Raw genomic sequence first — 19381 nt, forward strand, 5'->3', positions numbered from 1 at the left:
AGACAGACAGACAGACAGACAGACAGACAGACAGACAGACAGACAGACAGACAGACAGACAGACAGACAGACAGACAGACAGACAGACAGACAGATTAAGTCTGTCCTTTTTGAGTTTCATTTCCTCTATTTATGAAGCCGTTTCGCGTTTTTATACGAAGCGGCTTTTGTTGTGTTTCTGGAAAGTGGGGGAACCTGTGTGAGGAAAATAAAAAGATCTCTCAGAGTACTAGCCAATTTTTGGCCTATATATCTGATTACAGGTATACTATTTGTGACAGAGCCGGTTGCAGGGAGCGGAAAGAGGTCATCGACAGAGCCGCAGCTTTCGCCGCGCCCTCCGAACGTATTTCTGTTAATAGGGTGAGAGACTCTCTTAGTAAGAAGAAATCTATGTTTTGATCGAAGATAACAGGAGAAAAACTTTTAAGAGTAATATTAAAGGAGAAATTTTATGGGAAAGAAAAAGAAGTTACTTAAGACCCTGATAAGTCTGGTAATAGTACTGGCGTTGCTGCCATGTACTGCATTTGCGGCGAACGCAGTGGAGGAAACAAGATGTACGCTGAATGAAGGCTGTACCTTGGATACCGGACATGAGGGGGAATGTACAACGGTATCGGGCGCAGAATCCAGTGAAACGCCCATAAAAAAGACGATTACTTCTGCAACGGAGCAAGTACAGGTGCTGATCAACGCATTACCAGATACCATCACCGCAGAAAATGCAGAGAGCACTATGGTACAGATTACAGCTATCGACGAGGCCCGGCTTAAATTGACGGGTGAGGAGAGGAAACAGCTGGTGTTAGACAAATATACCGCAGCTGTAAGCGCCTTAGATACACTCGGCGATAAATCAGGCAGTATCCCCGGCATGAATACTGCTAAAGCCAATAACGCATCCATCCTGTCGTCGCCGGCCGATGATGACGCCAATGTGTGGGTGGTAATACCATACCTGACCGATCCGGGCGAGTACAGTGGCACAGGTACAGAGAACGACCCTTATTATGCCTCATTAGCTTATAGATCGTCCAAAACGGATAAGATCACGATTGAAACGATGAATCCGGCTGCGAAGATTAATGGTGGGTCAAACAAATACACAGTTCCACTTGCTTACGGATTTAATGACATTCGTTTCACGGTGACATCGGCGGACGCATCATGCACTGCTTTCTATTATGTCAAGTGGCAGAGAACAAAGCCATCGCGTCCGGTCCAGCAAATTCTAGGAGGCACTCTGTCATCTATTCCGGCAGCGGATGGTGCAAGCGACGGGAAGATCATAGGCTTGCTGGAGGAGGAATATTACGATTACCGGCCTTCAGGCGGAGCAAAATGGACAACTGTTAATGGTGTTACGGAAATTACAGGGCTGGCATCCGGTACCTATCAAGTGAAGTACGGTGAATCAGAAAGCCAGCAGGCTAGTTCTGAATATCAGGCAACTACTGTTAATGTCGGAAGTACCAGCCAACAGATGCCAGTTATAAATAAAACGTCTGGATTTGTTTTTGCGGATCTGCCGTCTCAGGCTGCAGCCGGACAGAGAGTTTATCTAAAGCTTGCATTAAATGATGATACTTGGGTAAAGGGGGACAGAGGTCTTACTATTATGCTTTATACCCGTGGAAACATGACTGCATCATCAGCCTGTACCATTTATTTTGACGGTTATACATCTGAAAACGGCCAGAAATATTACAATGCACATTTCGATATGACTTCAACCTACAATGCAAATAGCAGTGTCGAAATTGAAGCGGTAACCCTGACAACTAAAAATTATTACAGGATGTTCCCATCCGATCTGAAGTATATGATAATGTCAGTCAAACAAGAAAGTGGTGATTCTACCAGCATAAGCAACGAACTCCTGTATTCAGAAGGTAGTAGTGTTACCGTTGAGCTTAAGGTGAATCAGACAATGGGGACGCGTGTTCTGAAAAGCTTTAAGATTAAAAGCAAAGGGGGAACCGTCGCAGCAGAATCTACAAATGGCGCGCCGGTATCTGTTTCTATGACGGAGGATCTTTATGTGAGCGATATTGTGACTGATACGATTTACGCGGATTTTACCGCAATGGAGGAACAATTGGAACGGATCAAAGGGATTGATCTGTTTGCTTATACAGACATTACGCGGGTAACTTTACAGGAAAGGCTTGCGCTCGTCAAACCGATGCTTGAGCTTACTCAGAAAGACCAGAAGCTGGTGGATGATTTTGTCCCTACTCTCCAGAATGCGATTGACGGTTTAGTGCCTAAGGCAGGGGATTTTACAGAGACCAACCGCCTCATGGGAGAAATTCCGCAGGATTTGTCTGCTTATACAGATAAAACAACAACTGCATTGGAACAGGCAAAAGCGGGTGCACAGAAGGCAATAGATGAAGCGTGGAACCGTCTGCGGCAGGACGAGATTGACAAGCTGGCAGAAGCATTGGAAAAAGCGATTGCCGGTCTGGAATATAAGGAAGCCGATTATACTTTGGTTGATTCCGCCATTGAAAAAGCTAACAAACTGAACAAAGTCGACTACAAAGACTTTTCAGGGGTAGAAAAGGCAATTGCGGCTGTTGACCGCACGAAGAACATAACGGAACAGAAAGAGGTTGATGCAATGGCAAAAGCCATAGAAGATGCGATTGCAAAACTTGAGAAGAAGAGCAGCAGTCCTGCGAAAAAACTTCCGAAAACCAATAGCAGTAACACTACAAAAAATCCCCCGAAAACTGGAGATAATAGCAATTTAGCCTTGTATGTCATCCTGCTGATACTTGCAGGGAGTGGCTTGGGCGGAACTGTTATAGGAAAAATGAAGAAGCGCATGAAATAGAAAAAATAAAATCCGCCCTGCATATTTTGAACCTGCAGGGCAGATTTTTTAAGCTATGCACCTATATTCCAAAAGAAGCCCGGTCTGTCTCAGATATTCCTCAAGCGCATCCAGCTCATCTCTGTCCCCGCAGTTTATCTGGAGCAAAAAGGTATCCCCCAATGCACATTCAAACAAGGAAATTAAATCTCCGGGTTCCATGTAACACTTTCCGGCCCTGATCATGCCGCGAAAAGAAAAGTGCTCCAGCATATAGATATAATCGGAAAAATTTTGTACTGTATCCAGATGAATCTCATAAGTTGTCATAACCGGCACCTCCTGAAGTTTTATTGATTCTAACAATATTATATGGTAAAATGAGGAATCAAAACAGAATGGTTTCACAGAAAAAAGTGTGATTTTCTCAGGTGATATTAACTTGCTGATTACTTCGGAAGGTACGAGTTGGTGTATATGAAGCAGAACAAAATAACAGAGTCACTCACGGTTGTAAAAGAAATTCAGAAAAATCCGGGGGAGCAGTCTCAAGTGATACTTCCCCGGGAAATGCTGAAACATAATTATAATGAGTTAGAGCAGCATTATTTTATCCATGATCTGCAGAATCTTACGTCGGGGTTTCCTGAAAATGAAAATATTTATATATTAGGCCATGAAGTGACAGAAGATTTCCCGAGGCATAATCATGACTTTTTTGAGATGAGTTATGTGTGCCAGGGGGAGATTCTCAATGTGATCGATGATGTGGAACTCTATATGAGCCCCGGCGATATGATCCTGCTTAACCAGTATGCACTGCAGGAAATACGTTGCATCAACCCCAAGGCGCTTTTGATTAATATCTGCATAAAAGAAGAGCTTTTTTCCAGAACACTGAAAGAGTTTGTTATGGATAATAACCCAATATCGGAATTTCTGCGCCATGATAATCGGGGAAAGCAGAAATACATGTTTTTCTCAACCGGATACAGCAGAGAGATTCCTGTATTTATGAATAATATGGTAGAGGAATATACACAGGCCGGCTTTCACCAGACATTTTCTCTGGAGGCGTGGCTGCTTCTGTTGTTTGACAGCCTTGTAAAAAGCGGGCGGTACAGTTACTCGGGAATTGATAAAAATGCGCTGAAAATCATTCAGTATATTCAGGAACACTGCATCCATGAAAGCATGGAAAGGATGGCATCGGAGCTTGGATATAATGCAAATTATCTGACCGGGTACATTAAAAAGCATACGGGCAGGAACTGCCGGGAGATTATGAAGGAGGCCAGACTTAAGGAGGCCCTGCGGCTGCTGGCAGATACAGCCCTTTCGGTTTATGAGGTCTCGGAGGCATGCGGGTATGCGAGTCCCAGTCATTTCTTCAGGATATTCAAAGAGACCTATCAGATGTCCCCGAAAGAGTACCAAAGGCAGATTCATAAGAACACAATGCAGTAAAATAAGAAACAGGAGATACGGTGCAATGAAAAATAAAGTAGTCATAGCAGGTGCGGCGATTGTCGACATACTCGTGTCACCGGCAGAGCCGGATGTCTTTCAGACGGGTTCTTATCCGGCCGAGACGATTCATATGTCAGTAGGCGGGGATGCCTTGAATGAGGCGACCATTCTTTCAAAACTTGGAGTAGACGTAAGATTGGAAACTGTAATCGGCGGTGATATGGCTGGGGAGATGCTCTGGAATCACTGCAGACAGACGGGAATTGAAATCAATACACGCTGTAAGCGTAAAGAGATGGATACAGGGATTAACGTAGTGCTCGTAAAAAAAGACGGAGAACGCGTATTTCTGACGAATCCCCACGGCAGCCTGAGGAAACTTTCACCGGGCGATATTATGCTGCCTTTCCCGGAAGATGCCGGGATCTTATGTTTTGCAAGTATTTTTGTGTTTCCGATGATAAATGATGCAGAGATGGCATCCATCTTCAGGCAGGCAAAATCTCAGGGAATGACAGTATGCGCGGATATGACGAAATGTAAAAATGGGGAGACGGCCGCGGATATCGCGGAATCTCTTAAGTTAATTGATTATCTGATGCCAAACAAAGAAGAAGCAATGCTGGTGACGCAAGGCAGCTCGGTGGAAGAGGCGGCAAAATGCCTTCTCGATGCAGGGGTTCAGAATGTTGTAATCAAATGTGGTGCGGATGGCTGCTTTGTGAAAAACAAAGAGTGTGAAATGTGGATAACTGCTGAAAAAGATGTGGTTTGTGTGGATACGACAGGTGCAGGAGACAGCTTTGCAGCCGGATTTATTTATGGCCTGCACCAAGGTTTTTCATTGGAGGCATGTGCAAAGTATGCCAATCAATGCGGTGCAAAATCGGTAGCCCGGATAGGTGCGGCAGACTGGTCGTTTCAAAATGATAACTGATGGGAGTATGTGTAAAATTATCCTGCAAATACGAAAAGTGCACAAATAATGCATGCTCAGCTATATTGTAAATTGACGAAATTTAATCTTCTGGTAGAAAAATCCTTACAGGAAGAGCTGCAAAATGATAAAATATATTTATAATCGGGAGCAGGATGACGCTTTGAAAGGAAGGATGTACAGCATGAAACCGGGTGAAGTTGTTGTTTACAAGTGTAAGGGTATTTATAAAATCGAAAATGTCGGCACCCTGAATTTTTCGTTTGCGGATAGGAAGAAGAAATATTATACCCTTCAGTCATTAGATGATTCCAAAGAGAAGGCATATGTCCCTGCTGAGGACAATGTAAATGTCAGAAAGCCGCTGAAACGGGATGAGGCGTTGGAACTGATTCATAACATCGACGCCATAGATGTTCTCTGGATCCAGAATGAAAAGCTGAGGGAAAAAGAGTATAAGGAATGTATCTCAAACTACAGCCCCAAAGAGTGGATTTGTGTATTGAAGACCTTGTATAAGCGCACAGTGAGCAGGGGATCTGTCACCAGTATGGACAAAAAGTACCGGCAGCTGATCGAGCATGCACTATACAGTGAATTAGCTTATGCGTTGGAGATACCGGTTAACAAGGTAGAGAAATTCATTCAGGAGGAAGCAGAACAACATATATTGTAAGGAAGACAAAGATGTTTTATGGGAAAATGGAGCCGTTCCCTGCGCATGAAAGTTTTTTCATATGCACAGGAGCCCGGTTCCATTTTTTTGTTGTAAAATAATAGATAATTTGTGTAAATGGAATTGACAAAAGTATTATTTGTATTATAATGAATAATACAAAAAGTAATAAACGTATATAAAAGCTATCATATAAAGCAGACTACTGTGGATATCTGGTTTTAAGGAGGTGGATGTTTTGATTATAGAACTGAATATGGCTGGGGAGGTTCCGATTTATGTTCAGCTAAGGAATCAGATTGTTATGGGAATCGGAAAGGGTGAGCTTAAGGTCGGTGAAAAGCTCCCTACCGTGCGCCAGATGGCACTTGACGCGGGGGTAAATACTATGACAGTGAACAAAGCCTACCAGGTTTTGAAAGCAGAGGGATTTATTGAGATAGACCGGCGGCATGGCGCTACTGTCCGGCCGGCAGAGGATGTAAGCGGGGCATTCAGAGAAAAACTGGAAGAAGAATTGGAACTGCTGAGTGCCGAGGCAAGGCTGAAAGGCGTGGAACAGTCGGAGTTTCTGGCCCTTTGCGAGAAGATATTCTCCGGCATGAGTCCTGAATGGGAGACTGTATAAAAGACAGGGGAGCATTATAAGAAAAGCAGTATCATAAGACAGAATCAGCGGAGGTATGGCAGATGATATTTTCACTCATGTTTGCATTTATTGATCTATTTATCATAATTATTTTTATGGCTGTCTACGGTCGGAAGAAAAAGTATAGTGAGGGGATGCTTCTGGGAGTGCACATTCCGGCTTATGCGATGCAGGACCCGGAAGTGGAGGCGTTTCTGGAGGATCACAATAAGCGGTCAAAATGGTTTTATGCTGCGAACGTGATCATTTCTACTGCAATATGTTTTTTGAATCTTTTCTATTTCTCTGCCTTTATTACGTTGTGGTGCCTGTGGCTGCTGTTTTTTTGCTGTGGAGCCTTTTTTCTCTTATTCAGGGATCACAGAAGAATGTATGATTTAAAAGTGAAGCGGGGGTGGCAGGGGGCATCCGGCAGTAAAATCGTTGTGGTTGATACGAATGTCAGTGCGTCCGGCGCTAAACTTCCATTCTCTGTCCTGTGGCATCTCCCTGTACTGGCAGCCGGGACAGCGCTTACTTTTGTCCCGGGGATCAGCAGGCTTATGAAGTATTCTGCAAGCTGGATATTTATCCTTATTTTTGGATCGATGTTCCTTCTGTTTTTCTGTATGCATTTGGTGACAAACAGGGTGCGCAATAAGGTTTACAGCAATGACTCAAAGATAAATCTTCAGGTCAACCAGTTGGAAAAACGTGTTTTCTCAATGGTCTGGCTTTCGGGGAATTATGCGAACCTGGCAGCCTATGCCGTGTTTGTTTATTTTACGGTAAAACAGGAATGGATGGGCAGCTGGGCGCTCATATGCTATATTTCTATCCATACCGCGGTTGGACTGGCAGTGCTAGCAGGCATGTATTACCTAAGTTTTAAAAAGAAAGAAATTCTGGACACAGATGATAAACCATTGTTTTTAGATGACGATATTTACTGGAAGAACGGATGGTACAGCAATCCGAACGATAAGAGGCTGTGGGTGCAGGACCGGTTCTGTAGCGCCAACTATACTACGAATATGGCCCGCCCGGCAGGCAAAATATTGACAATTGGCACGGTGGCAGTTGTTGGCGTCATGCTGGTATGGATGTGCGCCATGTTTTTAAAAATAGACCTGACTCCCCGGTATTTAAAAGTCGAGGGAGAGAAAGTAACAGTATCTGCACCATTTTATTCGATTGATTTCAATGTAGACGAGATTAAGGATATAGAACTGGTGGACCGACTGCCGGAAGGCAGTTTCACAAGGACAAACGGGATGTCGGATAATAAGCAGATGCTTGGAAAATTTGAGGGGAAAGAAGCAGGCGAACTGAGGATGTATATCTTCAGAGATTATTCTCCTATTTTGAAAATTGAACTGCCGGATTATACGGTATATATTAACAGCCAGAAAGAAGGAGAAGCAGAGCAGTGGTATAGAGAACTGCTGCTGCTGTCCGTTCAATCTGATGCACCTCGTGGTGCAGAATCTCCTCACTGGTAACTGCGTCGGTCAAAACTGCCCTTAATTCCCAGTTCCTCACGGTATTTAGCAACTGCACGCCGGGAAACTTTTATATCCTGATTTTCTAACAGCTTCGCAAGTGCCTGGTCACTGTAAGGTTTTTTCTTGTTTTCGGCAGCAATATATTCTTTGATATACTGTTTCACCAGGGCAGACGTAATATTACCCTGCTCATGGGAAGAGACAGGTGCAGTAAATAAATTTTTCATAAAAATGCTGCCGCCCGGATATTGCAGGTACTTTCCTTTTACAGCCCTGCTTACGGTAGAAGTATGAATTCCGGCTTTTTCAGCAACATCGGACATGGTCATTGGAACGAGGGACGCATGGTGTTCAAAGTAATCCAACTGTATGTCCAAAATTACGTTTGTGATAGAAATAACCGTTTTTCGGCGCTGCTCGATACTGTCCAGAATAAATTGTACCCGGGTCAGTTTGCTCTTAAAATATGTAATTAAATCAGGGTCTGTCGAAGTCTCCATCATCTTAAGATAATAGTCATTGACCTGATAGTTTTCAATCCAGGAATCATTCAGCTGAATGGACCAGTCAGAAGACTCCTTTTTGAGAATGATGTCAGGAATAATAAAGCTGTTTTCACCGGAGTGGAAACCTGAGAGCGGATGTGGGTTCAGCCGCGCGATTAATTCTATATTTTTGCGGACTTCTACTGTGGGAATATGCAGATTGCGTGATATGTTACTTATTTTGCCGTCCGCTATATCCTGGAGATGACAGCGGATCATAAGTGTCAGGATTTCGGTATTTATATCCAATGCATCAAGCTGCCTGAGAAGACAGTCTTTGAGATCAGCGGAGAAAATACCATAGGGTTCTAATTGCTGCAGCGTAACGAGACACTGCCGGACCAGTGATTCGGAAGCACCGGTTTTTTCGGCAGCTTCTTTGGCAGGCATGGTAAACAGGCCGTTATCATCCAGACATTCAATGAGATAAATAAAAAGTCCCCATTCCTGCCTGCTATAAAGTCTGCTGTCTAGCTGGCTTAAAAGATAATCACGAAGCAGATTCTCTTTCGGGGCGGCAAAATCCCGTGAGTGGTCATCATCGTCATCGACAGAGCTGAAACCTGCTGCACCACTGCTGTTTTGTGTTCCGTAATAAGCAGATAAAGGTTCTGCAATGCTGTCGCCGTATGGTTCTTCGTTATGGTCTAACAATGGATTTTCTAAATATTCAGTTTTTAAAAATTGATTCAGCTCAATGCTGTCCATAGCCAGAATTTCCAGTGACTGAATCTGCGCCTGAGACATCTGCTGACGCTGCTGTAAAGTCAAATTTAAATTCATAAAAACACCACCTATTCTAATAAGTAAATAGTAGCATACAGTGAGAAAGTATGACAAGTGTAAAGATCAAAAGGATAGGGGGATACAGGTTAATGAATTAGCGCTTGCAAGACGGCCAACTTCATGATATACTCCTTCTAAAAACATTTTAGGAGGAGTTATTTTTTATGGATTCAGACCCTGACGGGAACACGGTTATTTTTCAATTGTTACTTTTATTATTTTTCACTATCATGAACGCATTTTTTGCCGGGGCCGAGATGGCTGTGGTTTCTGTGAACAAGAACAGGATCCGGAGTCTGGCGGAGGAGGGCAATAAGAAAGCGGTTGTGATTCAGAGCCTCTTTGAGGATTCCACGAAGTTTCTTTCAACGATTCAGGTAGCGATTACATTTGCGGGATTTTATTCCAGTGCATCTGCAGCGGCGGGGATTGCCCCGGTACTTGCGGGATGGCTCGATAGTATCCACATACCTTACAGCACGGCCATCGCCAGAAACGGGGTGACCTTACTTTTGATGTTCTTCAACCTTGTGTTCGGGGAGCTTGTGCCGAAAAGGATTGCACTGCAGAAGGCGGAGACTTTCTGTATGTTTACTGTAATGCCTATCCATTACATCTCAAAGATACTTTCCCCGTTTATCAGGCTGCTTTCTGTCTCAACGAAGGGAGTGCTTAAGCTCCTGCGGATGAAGACGGAAGACCAGGAGGAGTCGGTGACAGAAGAGGAAATCAAAGCTCTTTTGAAGGCGGGAAATGAAAATGGAACATTTGAGGATGAAGAACGTGAGATGATCAATTCCGTCTTTTCATTTGATGACAGAAGCGCACGTGAGGTTATGGTGCCGAGGCGCGATGTTTATGCACTCGATGTGGAAGAACCGTTTGTCACGCTGGCGGACGAGGTGCTGGAATCCAGACATTCCAGAATTCCGATCTATGAAGGTAACATCGATAATATTATAGGAATCCTGCATGTAAAGGATGTCATGATCGAGGTTCATAAAAACGGATGGGATAATCTGGACATCAGAAAGTTAATGAGAAAGCCATTTTTTGTTCCGGATACAAGGGATGCGGATGAATTATTCCGTGAACTCCAGAAACAACGCAGGCATATGGCTGTTCTTGTAGATGAATACGGCGGATTTTCCGGTATTGTTACTGTGGAGGACCTTGTAGAAGAGATCATGGGAGAAATCAATGAAGAATATGAGGAAGTCGTGCAGGAGATTATCATGCTGGGTGAAAATGAGTATCTGCTGGACGGCGGTGCGCTGGTGGATGATATTAATGAAGAACTGGGATTGAAACTGAAGACGGAAAATTATGATACATTGTCGGGCTACCTGATCGAGCAGCTGGGATATATTCCGGATAAAGACAGCCGGGAAAAGCTTACTGCCGGCGGGGTTGAGTTTACGATAGAAGAAGTCGGGGGGAACCGTATCAGCAAGGCCAGGGCGGTCCTTCCTGCATCCCCGGAAGGTACTTTAGAGACGGATCAGGATTCCTTATCGTAAAATGCTGCGGAGAGATATCATGCCCGGATTAGTTTTAACAATAACCGGAAAGTCCGCAGGCGAAATGAAAAATCTCTGCTTAGTTATTGAACTTACGTTAGTTCGCGGGTATAATAAAGCTGTATTTAGAAAAAACATGGAAGATAAAGGAGAGCCATCTTATGAAAATGTTATCAATCGAGCAGGAATTAAAGGGCAACTCTTATCCTGGAAGAGGAATCATCATCGGTAAGAGTGAGGACGGCAAAAAAGCTGTGACTGCTTATTTTATCATGGGACGCAGTGAGAACAGCCGTAACCGGGTTTTTGTGGAGGATGGAGAAGGAATCAGGACACAGGCATTTGACGAGTCCAAACTGACAGACCCAAGCCTGATTATCTATGCACCGGTGCGTGTTCTTGGGAATAAGACGATCGTGACGAACGGGGACCAGACAGACACCATCTATGAAGGCATGGATAAGCAGATGACATTTGAACAGAGCCTGCGCTCAAGGGAATTTGAGCCGGATGGCCCTAATTATACACCGAGGATTTCAGGAATTATGCATCTTGAGAATGGCAATTATAACTACGCCATGTCAATTTTAAAGAGCAACAATGGAAACCCGGAAAGCTGTAACCGCTATACATTTGCATATGAGAATCCGGCGGCAGGAGAAGGGCATTTTATCCATACATATATGTGTGACGGAAATCCGCTGCCGAGTTTTGAGGGAGAACCGAAACTAATCTCTGTCCCGGATGATATCGGGGCATTTACAGACCTGTTATGGAACAGCCTGAACGAGGATAACAAAGTTTCCCTCTTTGTACGTTATATTGATATTGAAACAGGCAGTTATGAGACAAAGATTGTAAATAAAAATCAATAAGGAGCAAAAGACAAATGAATGAATTAGAATTGAAGTACGGCTGTAACCCGAATCAGAAACCTTCCAGGATTTACATGGAGGACGGAAGTGAACTGCCGATCAAGGTATTATGCGGACGTCCCGGATATATTAACTTTCTGGATGCATTCAATGGCTGGCAGCTTGTAAGCGAACTAAAAAAAGCAACCGGGCTTCCGGCGGCGACTTCTTTTAAACACGTTTCCCCGGCAGGGGCAGCGGTAGGACTGCCTCTGGACGAGACGCTGGCTAAGATTTACTGGGTGGACGATCTGGGAGAATTATCCCCTCTGGCATGTGCATATGCAAGAGCAAGGGGCGCGGACAGGATGTCTTCTTTCGGGGACTTCATTTCATTGTCTGATGTATGTGATGCTGATACGGCAAGACTGATCAAGAGGGAAGTTTCTGACGGCGTCATTGCCCCGGGGTATGAACCGGAAGCGCTTGAGATTTTAAAGCAGAAGAAAAAAGGCAATTACAATGTAATCCAGATTGACCCGGACTACGTTCCGGCTCCGTTAGAACGCAAAGAAGTATATGGAATCACATTTGAGCAAGGAAGAAATGAACTCGTAATTGATGATGAGTTTTTTGCAAATGTAGTGACAGAGAATAAAGAGATACCGGAATCAGCAAAGATAGACCTTGCTATTTCCATGATCACCCTGAAATACACACAGTCTAACTCCGTGTGTTATGTAAAGGGAGGACAGGCAATCGGAATTGGTGCTGGACAGCAGTCCCGTATCCACTGTACAAGGCTGGCAGGGCAGAAGGCAGATAACTGGTGGCTGCGCCAGTGCCCGAAGGTTCTGGGGCTTCCATTCAGGGATGGTATCAAACGTGCCGACAGGGATAATGCGATTGATCTGTATATCGGGGATGAATACATGGATGTTCTTGCTGACGGCGTATGGGAAAATACATTCAAAGTAAAGCCGGAAGTATTTACAAGGGAAGAGAAGCGTGAATGGCTGGATAAGCTGACAGATGTCGCACTGGGCTCTGATGCATTCTTCCCGTTCGGGGATAACATCGAGCGTGCCCATAAGAGCGGCGTGAAATATGTGGCACAGCCGGGCGGATCTGTGAGAGACGATAACGTAATTGATGTGTGCAACAAGTATCAGATGGCTATGGCCTTTACCGGCCTGCGTCTGTTCCACCACTAGGATATGCCATGTCAGTAAAGTTTGAAATACGAATGACAACGCAGACTATGTACAGTTTTATGCTGCATCACAATTATACACACCTCCCGGGAATCGTGGGGGTACTCTGCGGTGCAGTGATTTTTCTGATGGGAATCAGACAGGCAGAAGGCGGTAATACTGCAAGTGGTGTCCTTCTGTCTGCCCTTGCGGTCTTTATGATCGTATATCCCCCTGTTATGCTGTGGATACGGGCAAGACGCCAGGTTGAGGCTTCACCTGTATTTAAGGAACCACTTTACTATGAACTGACGGACAGCGGGGTGAAGGTAACCCAGTATGGATCTGAAAATGAGAGTTCCTGGTCAGAATTCCAGAGAGCTGTATCTACGAATCAGGCACTGGTACTGTATATGGATAAGACTCGTGCGGTCATTTTCCCGAGGGCGCAGATAGGAGAACAGTGGGCGGCGGTGGCAGAGATGATATCCACCCATATGCCGCCTGATAAGGTGCGGATCCGTCAGGTAAACTAAACTGGAAAGAGGATATGACATGGTACTGGAAACAAGGAGTCCCGAGCAGACATTCCAGATCGGAGTAAGGCTGGGGCAGAAGGCAAAACCGGGGCAGGTGTATACACTGACCGGTGATCTTGGAGTAGGGAAAACTGTATTTACACAGGGATTTGCACAGGGACTGGAGATAGAGGAACCCGTGAGCAGCCCTACGTTTACCATTGTACAGGTATATGAAGAAGGGCGTCTGCCGTTCTATCATTTTGATGTATACCGTATCGGTGACATTGAAGAAATGGATGAGATCGGATACGAAGATTACGTGATGGGAGAGGGAGTTTCCCTGATCGAATGGGCGAACCTGATTGAGGAGATACTGCCCGAAAAGCGTACGGAGATTATTATTGAAAAAGATCTGGAACAGGGATTTGAGTTCAGAAGAATTACGATAGAAGAACTACCATGAAAAAGGATGCCGGTGTTGGAATCAGCACCGGTATGTCTGTATTAGAGAGGAAATTAATTATGCGGGTATTGGCAATTGACAGCTCCGGGCTGACGGCGACTGTGGCAGTCGTGGAGGAAGACAGGACAGTCGCAGAATATACCATAGACTACAAGAAGACCCATTCACAGACTCTGCTGCCGATGATCGATGCGGTGGCAAAGATGGTTGAGCTGGATCTTTCGACGATAGATGCAATTGCAGTTGCCGGGGGACCGGGGTCTTTTACCGGGCTTCGGATTGGTTCTGCCACGGCAAAGGGATTAGGACTGGCACTTGATAAGCCGCTGATCCATATTCCAACGGCGGACGGACTGGCTTATCAGGTGTACGGATGTGAAGATATTATCTGCCCGATTATGGATGCCAGAAGAAACCAGGTCTATACAGGGCTTTATACATTTTCCAGAAAAGCAGGGGAAAAAGAAGGGACAAGGCGGGTTGAACCGGTATTTCAGGTAATGCGTATGCAGATGGCGGTTTCCATCGATGATCTGATACACCGGCTGAATACTTACGGGAGGCCGGTCGTATTTTTAGGGGACGGTGTGCCTGTTTACCGGGATACGATTGATAAGTATATTCAGGTGCCTTATTCTTTTGCACCTTCTTATATGAACCGTCAGCGCGCGGCAGTTGTAGGGGCCCTGGGTATTAAGTATTTCAAGGCCGGGAAGTTTGAAAGTGCGATGGAGCACCAGCCGGATTACCTGCGAGTCTCACAGGCGGAGAGGGAACGTGCCGAGAAAGAAAAGAATGCGGAACTCAAATGCAGGACACTTCGTGCCGAGGATGCGGCGGCTGTAGCAGAAATGGAACATCAGGTCTTTGCGGACGCATGGAGTGAGAAAAGTGTGCTGGAGACAATCAAACTTCCGAATACGATCTGCATCGCGGCAGAAAAGACCGGAAGGCTTGTCGGATATATGCTTGCCTACGAGGCGGCAGGAGAGGCGGAAATCGCCCGTATTGCCGTGGACAAAGAGATGAGGCGTCAGGGCGCTGGCGGCCATTTGATGCTGGCACTGGAAAATATCTGCGAGGAAAGAAAAATCAATAAACTGCTTTTGGATGTGAGGGAAAGCAATATGGAGGCCCGTTCATTCTATGAGGATGAAGGGTTTACAGAGGATGGCATCCGCCAGAAGTTTTATACAGACCCGGAAGAGGATGCGGTACTGATGAGCAGGGAGCTTGGAAGCACTTCCCACTAGGAAAGTGCCTGCCGGGCCGTTATAATGAAGGCGTAGCAAAAGCACACAACACAGGAGGAATTTGTATGCGCCAGTATCAGATGAAAGAAACAAAAGAAGTAAATAAAATTATTTGTAATAAATGTGGCAAAGAAATACCGGTTATAAATGGACGGGCGGAAGAAGGCGTATTCAGCGTGGATTACACATGGGGATATTTCTCTGAAAAAGACGGGGAGAAGCATTCCTTTGATCTTTGCGAAACCTGTTATGACGAACTGCTCCGTTCGTTTATGGTGCCGGCAGAAATAGAGGGATAATATGTTAGATGTATGTTTACTCGGGAGCGGCGGGATGATGCCGCTTCCTTATCGGTGGCTGACTGCACTGATGACAAGGTTTAATGGCAGCAGCCTGCTGATAGACTGCGGAGAAGGGACACAGATTGCGATTAAAGAAAAGGGCTGGAGTTTCAAGCCGATTGACGTGATCTGTTTTACCCATTATCACGGGGACCATATCAGTGGCCTGCCGGGACTGCTCCTGACGATGGGGAATGCTGACCGCCGGGAACCCCTTACCCTGATCGGGCCGAAAGGTCTGGAAAGGGTAGTTAATTCTTTGAGGGTGATTGCGCCGGAACTGCCTTTCCCAATCAAGTGTGTGGAGATTGAAGGTGCCTCCCAGACATTTGAAATGAATGGGTACCGTTTAAAAGCGTTTAAAGTAAATCATAACGTTTTGTGCTACGGATATACCCTGGAGATTGACAGGGCTGGAAAGTTTGACGTAGAACGGGCAAAAGAGCAGGGGGTGCCGCAGAAATATTGGAGCCGTCTGCAAAAAGGTGAATCCGTAGAAGATGGAAAGCTTATGACGCCTGATATGGTACTTGGTCCGCCGAGAAAAGGAATCAAGCTTACTTATACGACAGATACAAGACCGACTGACTCTATCCGGGAAAATGCAAAAGGCTCGGACCTGTTTATATGTGAAGGCATGTACGGTGAAAAAGAAAAAGCTGCCAAGGCGGTAGAGTACAAGCATATGACGTTTTATGAAGCGGCGAATCTTGCAAAAGATGCGGAAGTGAATGAATTGTGGCTAACGCACTACAGTCCCTCGCTTACAAGGCCGGAGGAGTACATGGACGAGGTGAGGAAAATTTTCCCGGATGCGAAACCCGGGAAAGATAAGATGTCTGTAGAACTGGCATTTGAGTAAAAAGAAACATCCAAAGCAGAGGTGCATTTTATGAAAGAAATCAGAAGTATAAACATACTGGCAATTGAAAGCTCGTGTGATGAGACTGCCGCAGCGGTTGTCAATAATGGACGGGAGGTTCGGTCTAACGTGATATCTTCACAGATCGAGCTGCATAAACTGTACGGCGGTGTCGTGCCTGAAATTGCGTCCAGAAAGCACATAGAAAAGATAAATCAGGTCATTGAGGAGGCGTTAAAAGAAGCAGGGGCGACTTTGGATGACATAGATGCAATCGGGGTAACATATGGGCCGGGGCTTGTCGGCGCACTTCTTGTGGGGGTGGCAGAGGCAAAAGCGATTGCATATGCAAGGAAACTGCCTTTAATCGGTGTGCACCATATTGAGGGGCATATTTCGGCAAATTATATAGAACATCCGGAATTAGAACCTCCGTTTCTTTGTCTTGTCGTATCTGGGGGGCATACCCATCTGGTATGTGTCAAGGAATATGGCAAATATGAAATACTCGGCAGAACAAGAGACGATGCTGCCGGGGAAGCTTACGATAAAGTTGCCCGGGCAATCGGTCTGGGATATCCGGGCGGTCCGAAAATTGACCGGCTGGCAAAAGAAGGGAATGCAGAGGCCGTTAATTTTCCAAAGGCAAACATAGACGGTGCACCTTATGATTTTAGTTTCAGTGGTTTGAAGTCAGCGGTCCTGAACTATATCAATGGCTGCCAGATGAAGGGTCTGACTTATAATCCTGCGGACATTGCCGCATCTTTTCAAAAGGCGGTTGTGGACGTCCTGGTAGAAAAGTCGATGCATGCAGTGGAAGAATATGGGATGTATAAGTTCGCGATTGCGGGCGGGGTGGCATCAAACAGCGCCCTGAGAGAAGGGATGAAGAAAGCGTGCGAAGAGAGGGATATTCAGTTTTACTATCCGTCGCCCATTTATTGTACGGATAATGCAGCTATGATCGGTGCGGCGGCTTATTACGAATATCTTGCAGGAACAAGGCACGGATGGGATTTAAACGCGGTACCTAATCTGAAGCTTGGAGAACGCTGACCAGAGGTCTGAATACAGAACCCGGCATTGATATGAGGAGGAGAGAATATGGAAAAGGCACATTGTACAGCAATCGTACTGGCAGCAGGCCAGGGAAAACGGATGGGGACAAAAGTACATAAGCAGTATCTCGAACTCGCCGGAAAACCGGTCTTATATTATTCGTTAAAGGCTTTTGCATATTCAGATGTGATAGACGAGATCTATCTGATTACGGGGCCGGGAGAAGAAGAACACTGCCGTCGGGAGATCATAGAAAAATATGAGATCCCGAAGGTTACCAAGATATTGCCTGGCGGTGCACAGCGATATCATTCGGTATGGAATGGAGTACAGGAGATGGAAGAAGAGGGATATGTCTTCATCCATGATGGTGCGCGCCCGTTTGTCAATCATGAGATTATAGAGAGGGTTTTTCAGGAGGTGATTCATCATAAGGCCTGTGTAGTCGGCATGCCTGTGAAAGATACCATAAAAGTGGTGGATGACAATGAATTTGTGAAAAACACGCCGGACAGGAAAAGCCTGTGGATGATACAAACACCTCAGGTTTTTGAAAATCATTTAATAAAAGGTGCATATTCTATGCTGATGCGGGAATCCTATATCAATGTAACGGATGACGCGATGGTGGTAGAGCAGATGTTGAAGTACCCGATTAAACTGGTCTGCGGTTCTTATGAAAACATAAAAATAACAACACCAGAAGACCTGGATATAGCAGAAGTCATGATTGCCCGCAGCCAGAAGTGAAAATAATATGAAAATAATGTAAAAAAGGTGTTGACATATATTTCATGTATATGCTAGAATAACCATTGTCGCGAGAGCAGACAGAACAACAGAGCTTATTAGTGATAAAGACTGATAAGAATATGGAGAGGTATCGAAGTGGTCATAACGAGGCGGTCTTGAAAACCGTTTGTCCGCAAGGGCGCGTGGGTTCGAATCCCACCCTCTCCGTTAAAAGGAACTCTATCAGTGAGTTCCTTTTTCGATTATAAGGCAATACAGCATATTATGGGGGAATATCGGGAAGAAAATCAGCAAAAGTAAAGTGTCTGAAAATTAAGGGGAAAAATGGAAAGAGAAGAAAAATAAAAAATCGAAAAAAAGGACTAGACAAAGAGCCAGGATTCGTGTATATTAAATACCGGACGTTTTGGAGAAGTACCCAAGCTGGCCGAAGGGGCTCCCCTGGAAAGGGAGTAGGTCGTTAATAGCGGCGCGAGGGTTCAAATCCCTCCTTCTCCGTTTGTTTTATCAGTAACGAAAGGGATTTCGACATTGATAAAATAACATATCAGATTATGTTAAGAAAGATGAAAAATTTGTAAAAAAGTTTTGAAAAAGTCTTGACAAACTGGTACAAGAAATGCTAATATGTTTAAGCTGACTCGCAAGAGAACAGCAAAACAAAGCAAAAAGAAAAATAAAAAAGTTCTTGACAAGAGAAAACGGATATGGTAGAATATAGAAGTTGTCGCTCTTGAAAAACAAGAACGAAAGAACCTTGATAATTAAACAATAGACAACAGATCCTTGAAAATTTCTTATTGAGAAAATTTTAAGAACAAGCATCATTATGATGCACCCATCACTGAGATTTATCTTAGTGGTAAGAACAGTAAAAGGGATAGAATTAGCTAGTAGTTAATTCTGACTCGGATACAAACACTTTTAACGAGAGTTTGATCCTGGCTCAGGATGAACGCTGGCGGCGTGCTTAACACATGCAAGTCGAGCGAAGCACTTTACTTAGATTTCTTCGGAATGAAGAGTGTTGTGACTGAGCGGCGGACGGGTGAGTAACGCGTGGGTAACCTGCCTCATACAGGGGGATAACAGTTAGAAATGACTGCTAATACCGTATAAGACCACAGTGCCGCATGGCACAGTGGTAAAAACTCCGGTGGTATGAGATGGACCCGCGTCTGATTAGCT

The 19381-nt window shown here is 44.9% G+C and carries 18 protein-coding genes, 2 tRNA genes and 1 rRNA gene; 19 read left to right on the top strand and 2 right to left on the bottom strand.

The features are described 5' to 3' along the window. The first annotated feature begins 454 nt into the window (after positions 1 to 454). The gene (locus tag A8806_RS25360; RefSeq protein WP_109733947.1) at positions 455 to 2845 is read left to right on the top strand and encodes a sortase B protein-sorting domain-containing protein; all 2391 of its coding nucleotides are present in this window, start codon (positions 455 to 457) and stop codon (positions 2843 to 2845) included. A 48-nt stretch (positions 2846 to 2893) separates the two neighbouring features. Here the strand turns inward: A8806_RS25360 and A8806_RS25365 are convergent, their stop codons facing one another. After that, the gene (locus A8806_RS25365) at positions 2894 to 3154 is read right to left on the bottom strand and encodes a hypothetical protein (protein WP_109733948.1); all 261 of its coding nucleotides are present in this window, start codon (positions 3152 to 3154) and stop codon (positions 2894 to 2896) included. Between the two features lie 147 nt (positions 3155 to 3301). Here A8806_RS25365 and A8806_RS25370 point away from each other — a divergent pair, with 147 nt between their 5' ends. From A8806_RS25370 to A8806_RS25390, 5 genes are all read left to right on the top strand, one after another. Continuing rightward, complete coding sequence (locus A8806_RS25370; protein ID WP_146203329.1) at positions 3302 to 4291, top strand: AraC family transcriptional regulator; 990 nt, start codon at positions 3302 to 3304, stop codon at positions 4289 to 4291. Between the two features lie 25 nt (positions 4292 to 4316). After that, a complete protein-coding gene (locus A8806_RS25375) occupies positions 4317 to 5231 on the top strand; it encodes a carbohydrate kinase family protein (RefSeq protein ID WP_109733950.1) in 915 nt (304 codons plus the stop codon). A 124-nt stretch (positions 5232 to 5355) separates the two neighbouring features. After that, complete coding sequence (locus A8806_RS25380) at positions 5356 to 5907, top strand: CarD family transcriptional regulator (protein WP_242996272.1); 552 nt, start codon at positions 5356 to 5358, stop codon at positions 5905 to 5907. Positions 5908 to 6145: 238 nt separating this feature from the next. Next, a complete protein-coding gene (locus tag A8806_RS25385; protein ID WP_109733951.1) occupies positions 6146 to 6535 on the top strand; it encodes a GntR family transcriptional regulator in 390 nt (129 codons plus the stop codon). A gap of 62 nt (positions 6536 to 6597) precedes the next feature. Continuing rightward, positions 6598 to 8037, top strand: a complete 1440-nt coding sequence (locus tag A8806_RS25390) for a PH domain-containing protein (protein WP_109733952.1) — start codon at positions 6598 to 6600, stop codon at positions 8035 to 8037. On the opposite strand, the gene rpoN is transcribed toward A8806_RS25390, so the two are convergent. Continuing rightward, a complete protein-coding gene (rpoN, locus tag A8806_RS25395) occupies positions 8028 to 9368 on the bottom strand; it encodes an RNA polymerase factor sigma-54 (protein ID WP_109733953.1) in 1341 nt (446 codons plus the stop codon). The two genes, A8806_RS25390 and rpoN, sit on opposite strands and share 10 nt — an antisense overlap. A 167-nt stretch (positions 9369 to 9535) precedes the next feature. Here rpoN and A8806_RS25400 point away from each other — a divergent pair, with 167 nt between their 5' ends. From A8806_RS25400 to A8806_RS25460, 13 genes are all read left to right on the top strand, one after another. Continuing rightward, positions 9536 to 10891: a hemolysin family protein gene (locus A8806_RS25400; RefSeq protein WP_109733954.1), complete on the top strand. Its 1356-nt coding sequence runs from the start codon at positions 9536 to 9538 to the stop codon at positions 10889 to 10891. Between the two features lie 161 nt (positions 10892 to 11052). Then, positions 11053 to 11766 (top strand): IMP cyclohydrolase, encoded by a 714-nt coding sequence (locus tag A8806_RS25405; RefSeq protein WP_109733955.1) that lies wholly within the window; start codon positions 11053 to 11055, stop codon positions 11764 to 11766. 14 nt (positions 11767 to 11780) lie between these two features. Next, positions 11781 to 12959, top strand: coding sequence for a phosphoribosylaminoimidazolecarboxamide formyltransferase (locus tag A8806_RS25410; RefSeq protein ID WP_109733956.1), 1179 nt, complete (start codon positions 11781 to 11783; stop codon positions 12957 to 12959). Positions 12960 to 12967: 8 nt separating this feature from the next. Then, positions 12968 to 13474: a YcxB family protein gene (locus A8806_RS25415; RefSeq protein ID WP_109733957.1), complete on the top strand. Its 507-nt coding sequence runs from the start codon at positions 12968 to 12970 to the stop codon at positions 13472 to 13474. A 19-nt stretch (positions 13475 to 13493) separates the two neighbouring features. Further along, positions 13494 to 13922: a tRNA (adenosine(37)-N6)-threonylcarbamoyltransferase complex ATPase subunit type 1 TsaE gene (tsaE, locus tag A8806_RS25420; protein WP_109733958.1), complete on the top strand. Its 429-nt coding sequence runs from the start codon at positions 13494 to 13496 to the stop codon at positions 13920 to 13922. A gap of 59 nt (positions 13923 to 13981) precedes the next feature. Beyond that, entirely contained in the window at positions 13982 to 15175 is a 1194-nt protein-coding gene (tsaB, locus tag A8806_RS25425; protein ID WP_109733965.1) for a tRNA (adenosine(37)-N6)-threonylcarbamoyltransferase complex dimerization subunit type 1 TsaB, read from the top strand. A gap of 65 nt (positions 15176 to 15240) precedes the next feature. After that, positions 15241 to 15474, top strand: a complete 234-nt coding sequence (locus A8806_RS25430) for a hypothetical protein (RefSeq protein ID WP_109733959.1) — start codon at positions 15241 to 15243, stop codon at positions 15472 to 15474. A 1-nt stretch (position 15475) separates the two neighbouring features. After that, positions 15476 to 16378, top strand: a complete 903-nt coding sequence (locus tag A8806_RS25435) for a ribonuclease Z (protein WP_109733960.1) — start codon at positions 15476 to 15478, stop codon at positions 16376 to 16378. A 30-nt stretch (positions 16379 to 16408) separates the two neighbouring features. Beyond that, positions 16409 to 17437 carry a tRNA (adenosine(37)-N6)-threonylcarbamoyltransferase complex transferase subunit TsaD gene (gene tsaD / locus A8806_RS25440; protein ID WP_109733961.1) on the top strand — a complete coding sequence of 343 codons (1029 nt, stop codon included), beginning with the start codon at positions 16409 to 16411 and terminating at the stop codon, positions 17435 to 17437. Positions 17438 to 17485: 48 nt separating this feature from the next. Next, positions 17486 to 18190, top strand: a complete 705-nt coding sequence (ispD, locus tag A8806_RS25445; protein ID WP_109733962.1) for a 2-C-methyl-D-erythritol 4-phosphate cytidylyltransferase — start codon at positions 17486 to 17488, stop codon at positions 18188 to 18190. Positions 18191 to 18314: 124 nt separating this feature from the next. Continuing rightward, positions 18315 to 18400, top strand: a tRNA-Ser gene (locus A8806_RS25450). Between the two features lie 201 nt (positions 18401 to 18601). After that, positions 18602 to 18691, top strand: a tRNA-Ser gene (locus A8806_RS25455). Between the two features lie 425 nt (positions 18692 to 19116). After that, a 16S ribosomal RNA gene (locus tag A8806_RS25460) occupies positions 19117 to 19381 on the top strand; the annotation flags it as partial.

The organism is Faecalicatena orotica, assembly GCF_003149245.1.
GTDB classification, from domain to species: Bacteria; Bacillota; Clostridia; order Lachnospirales; family Lachnospiraceae; genus Faecalicatena_A; species Faecalicatena_A orotica.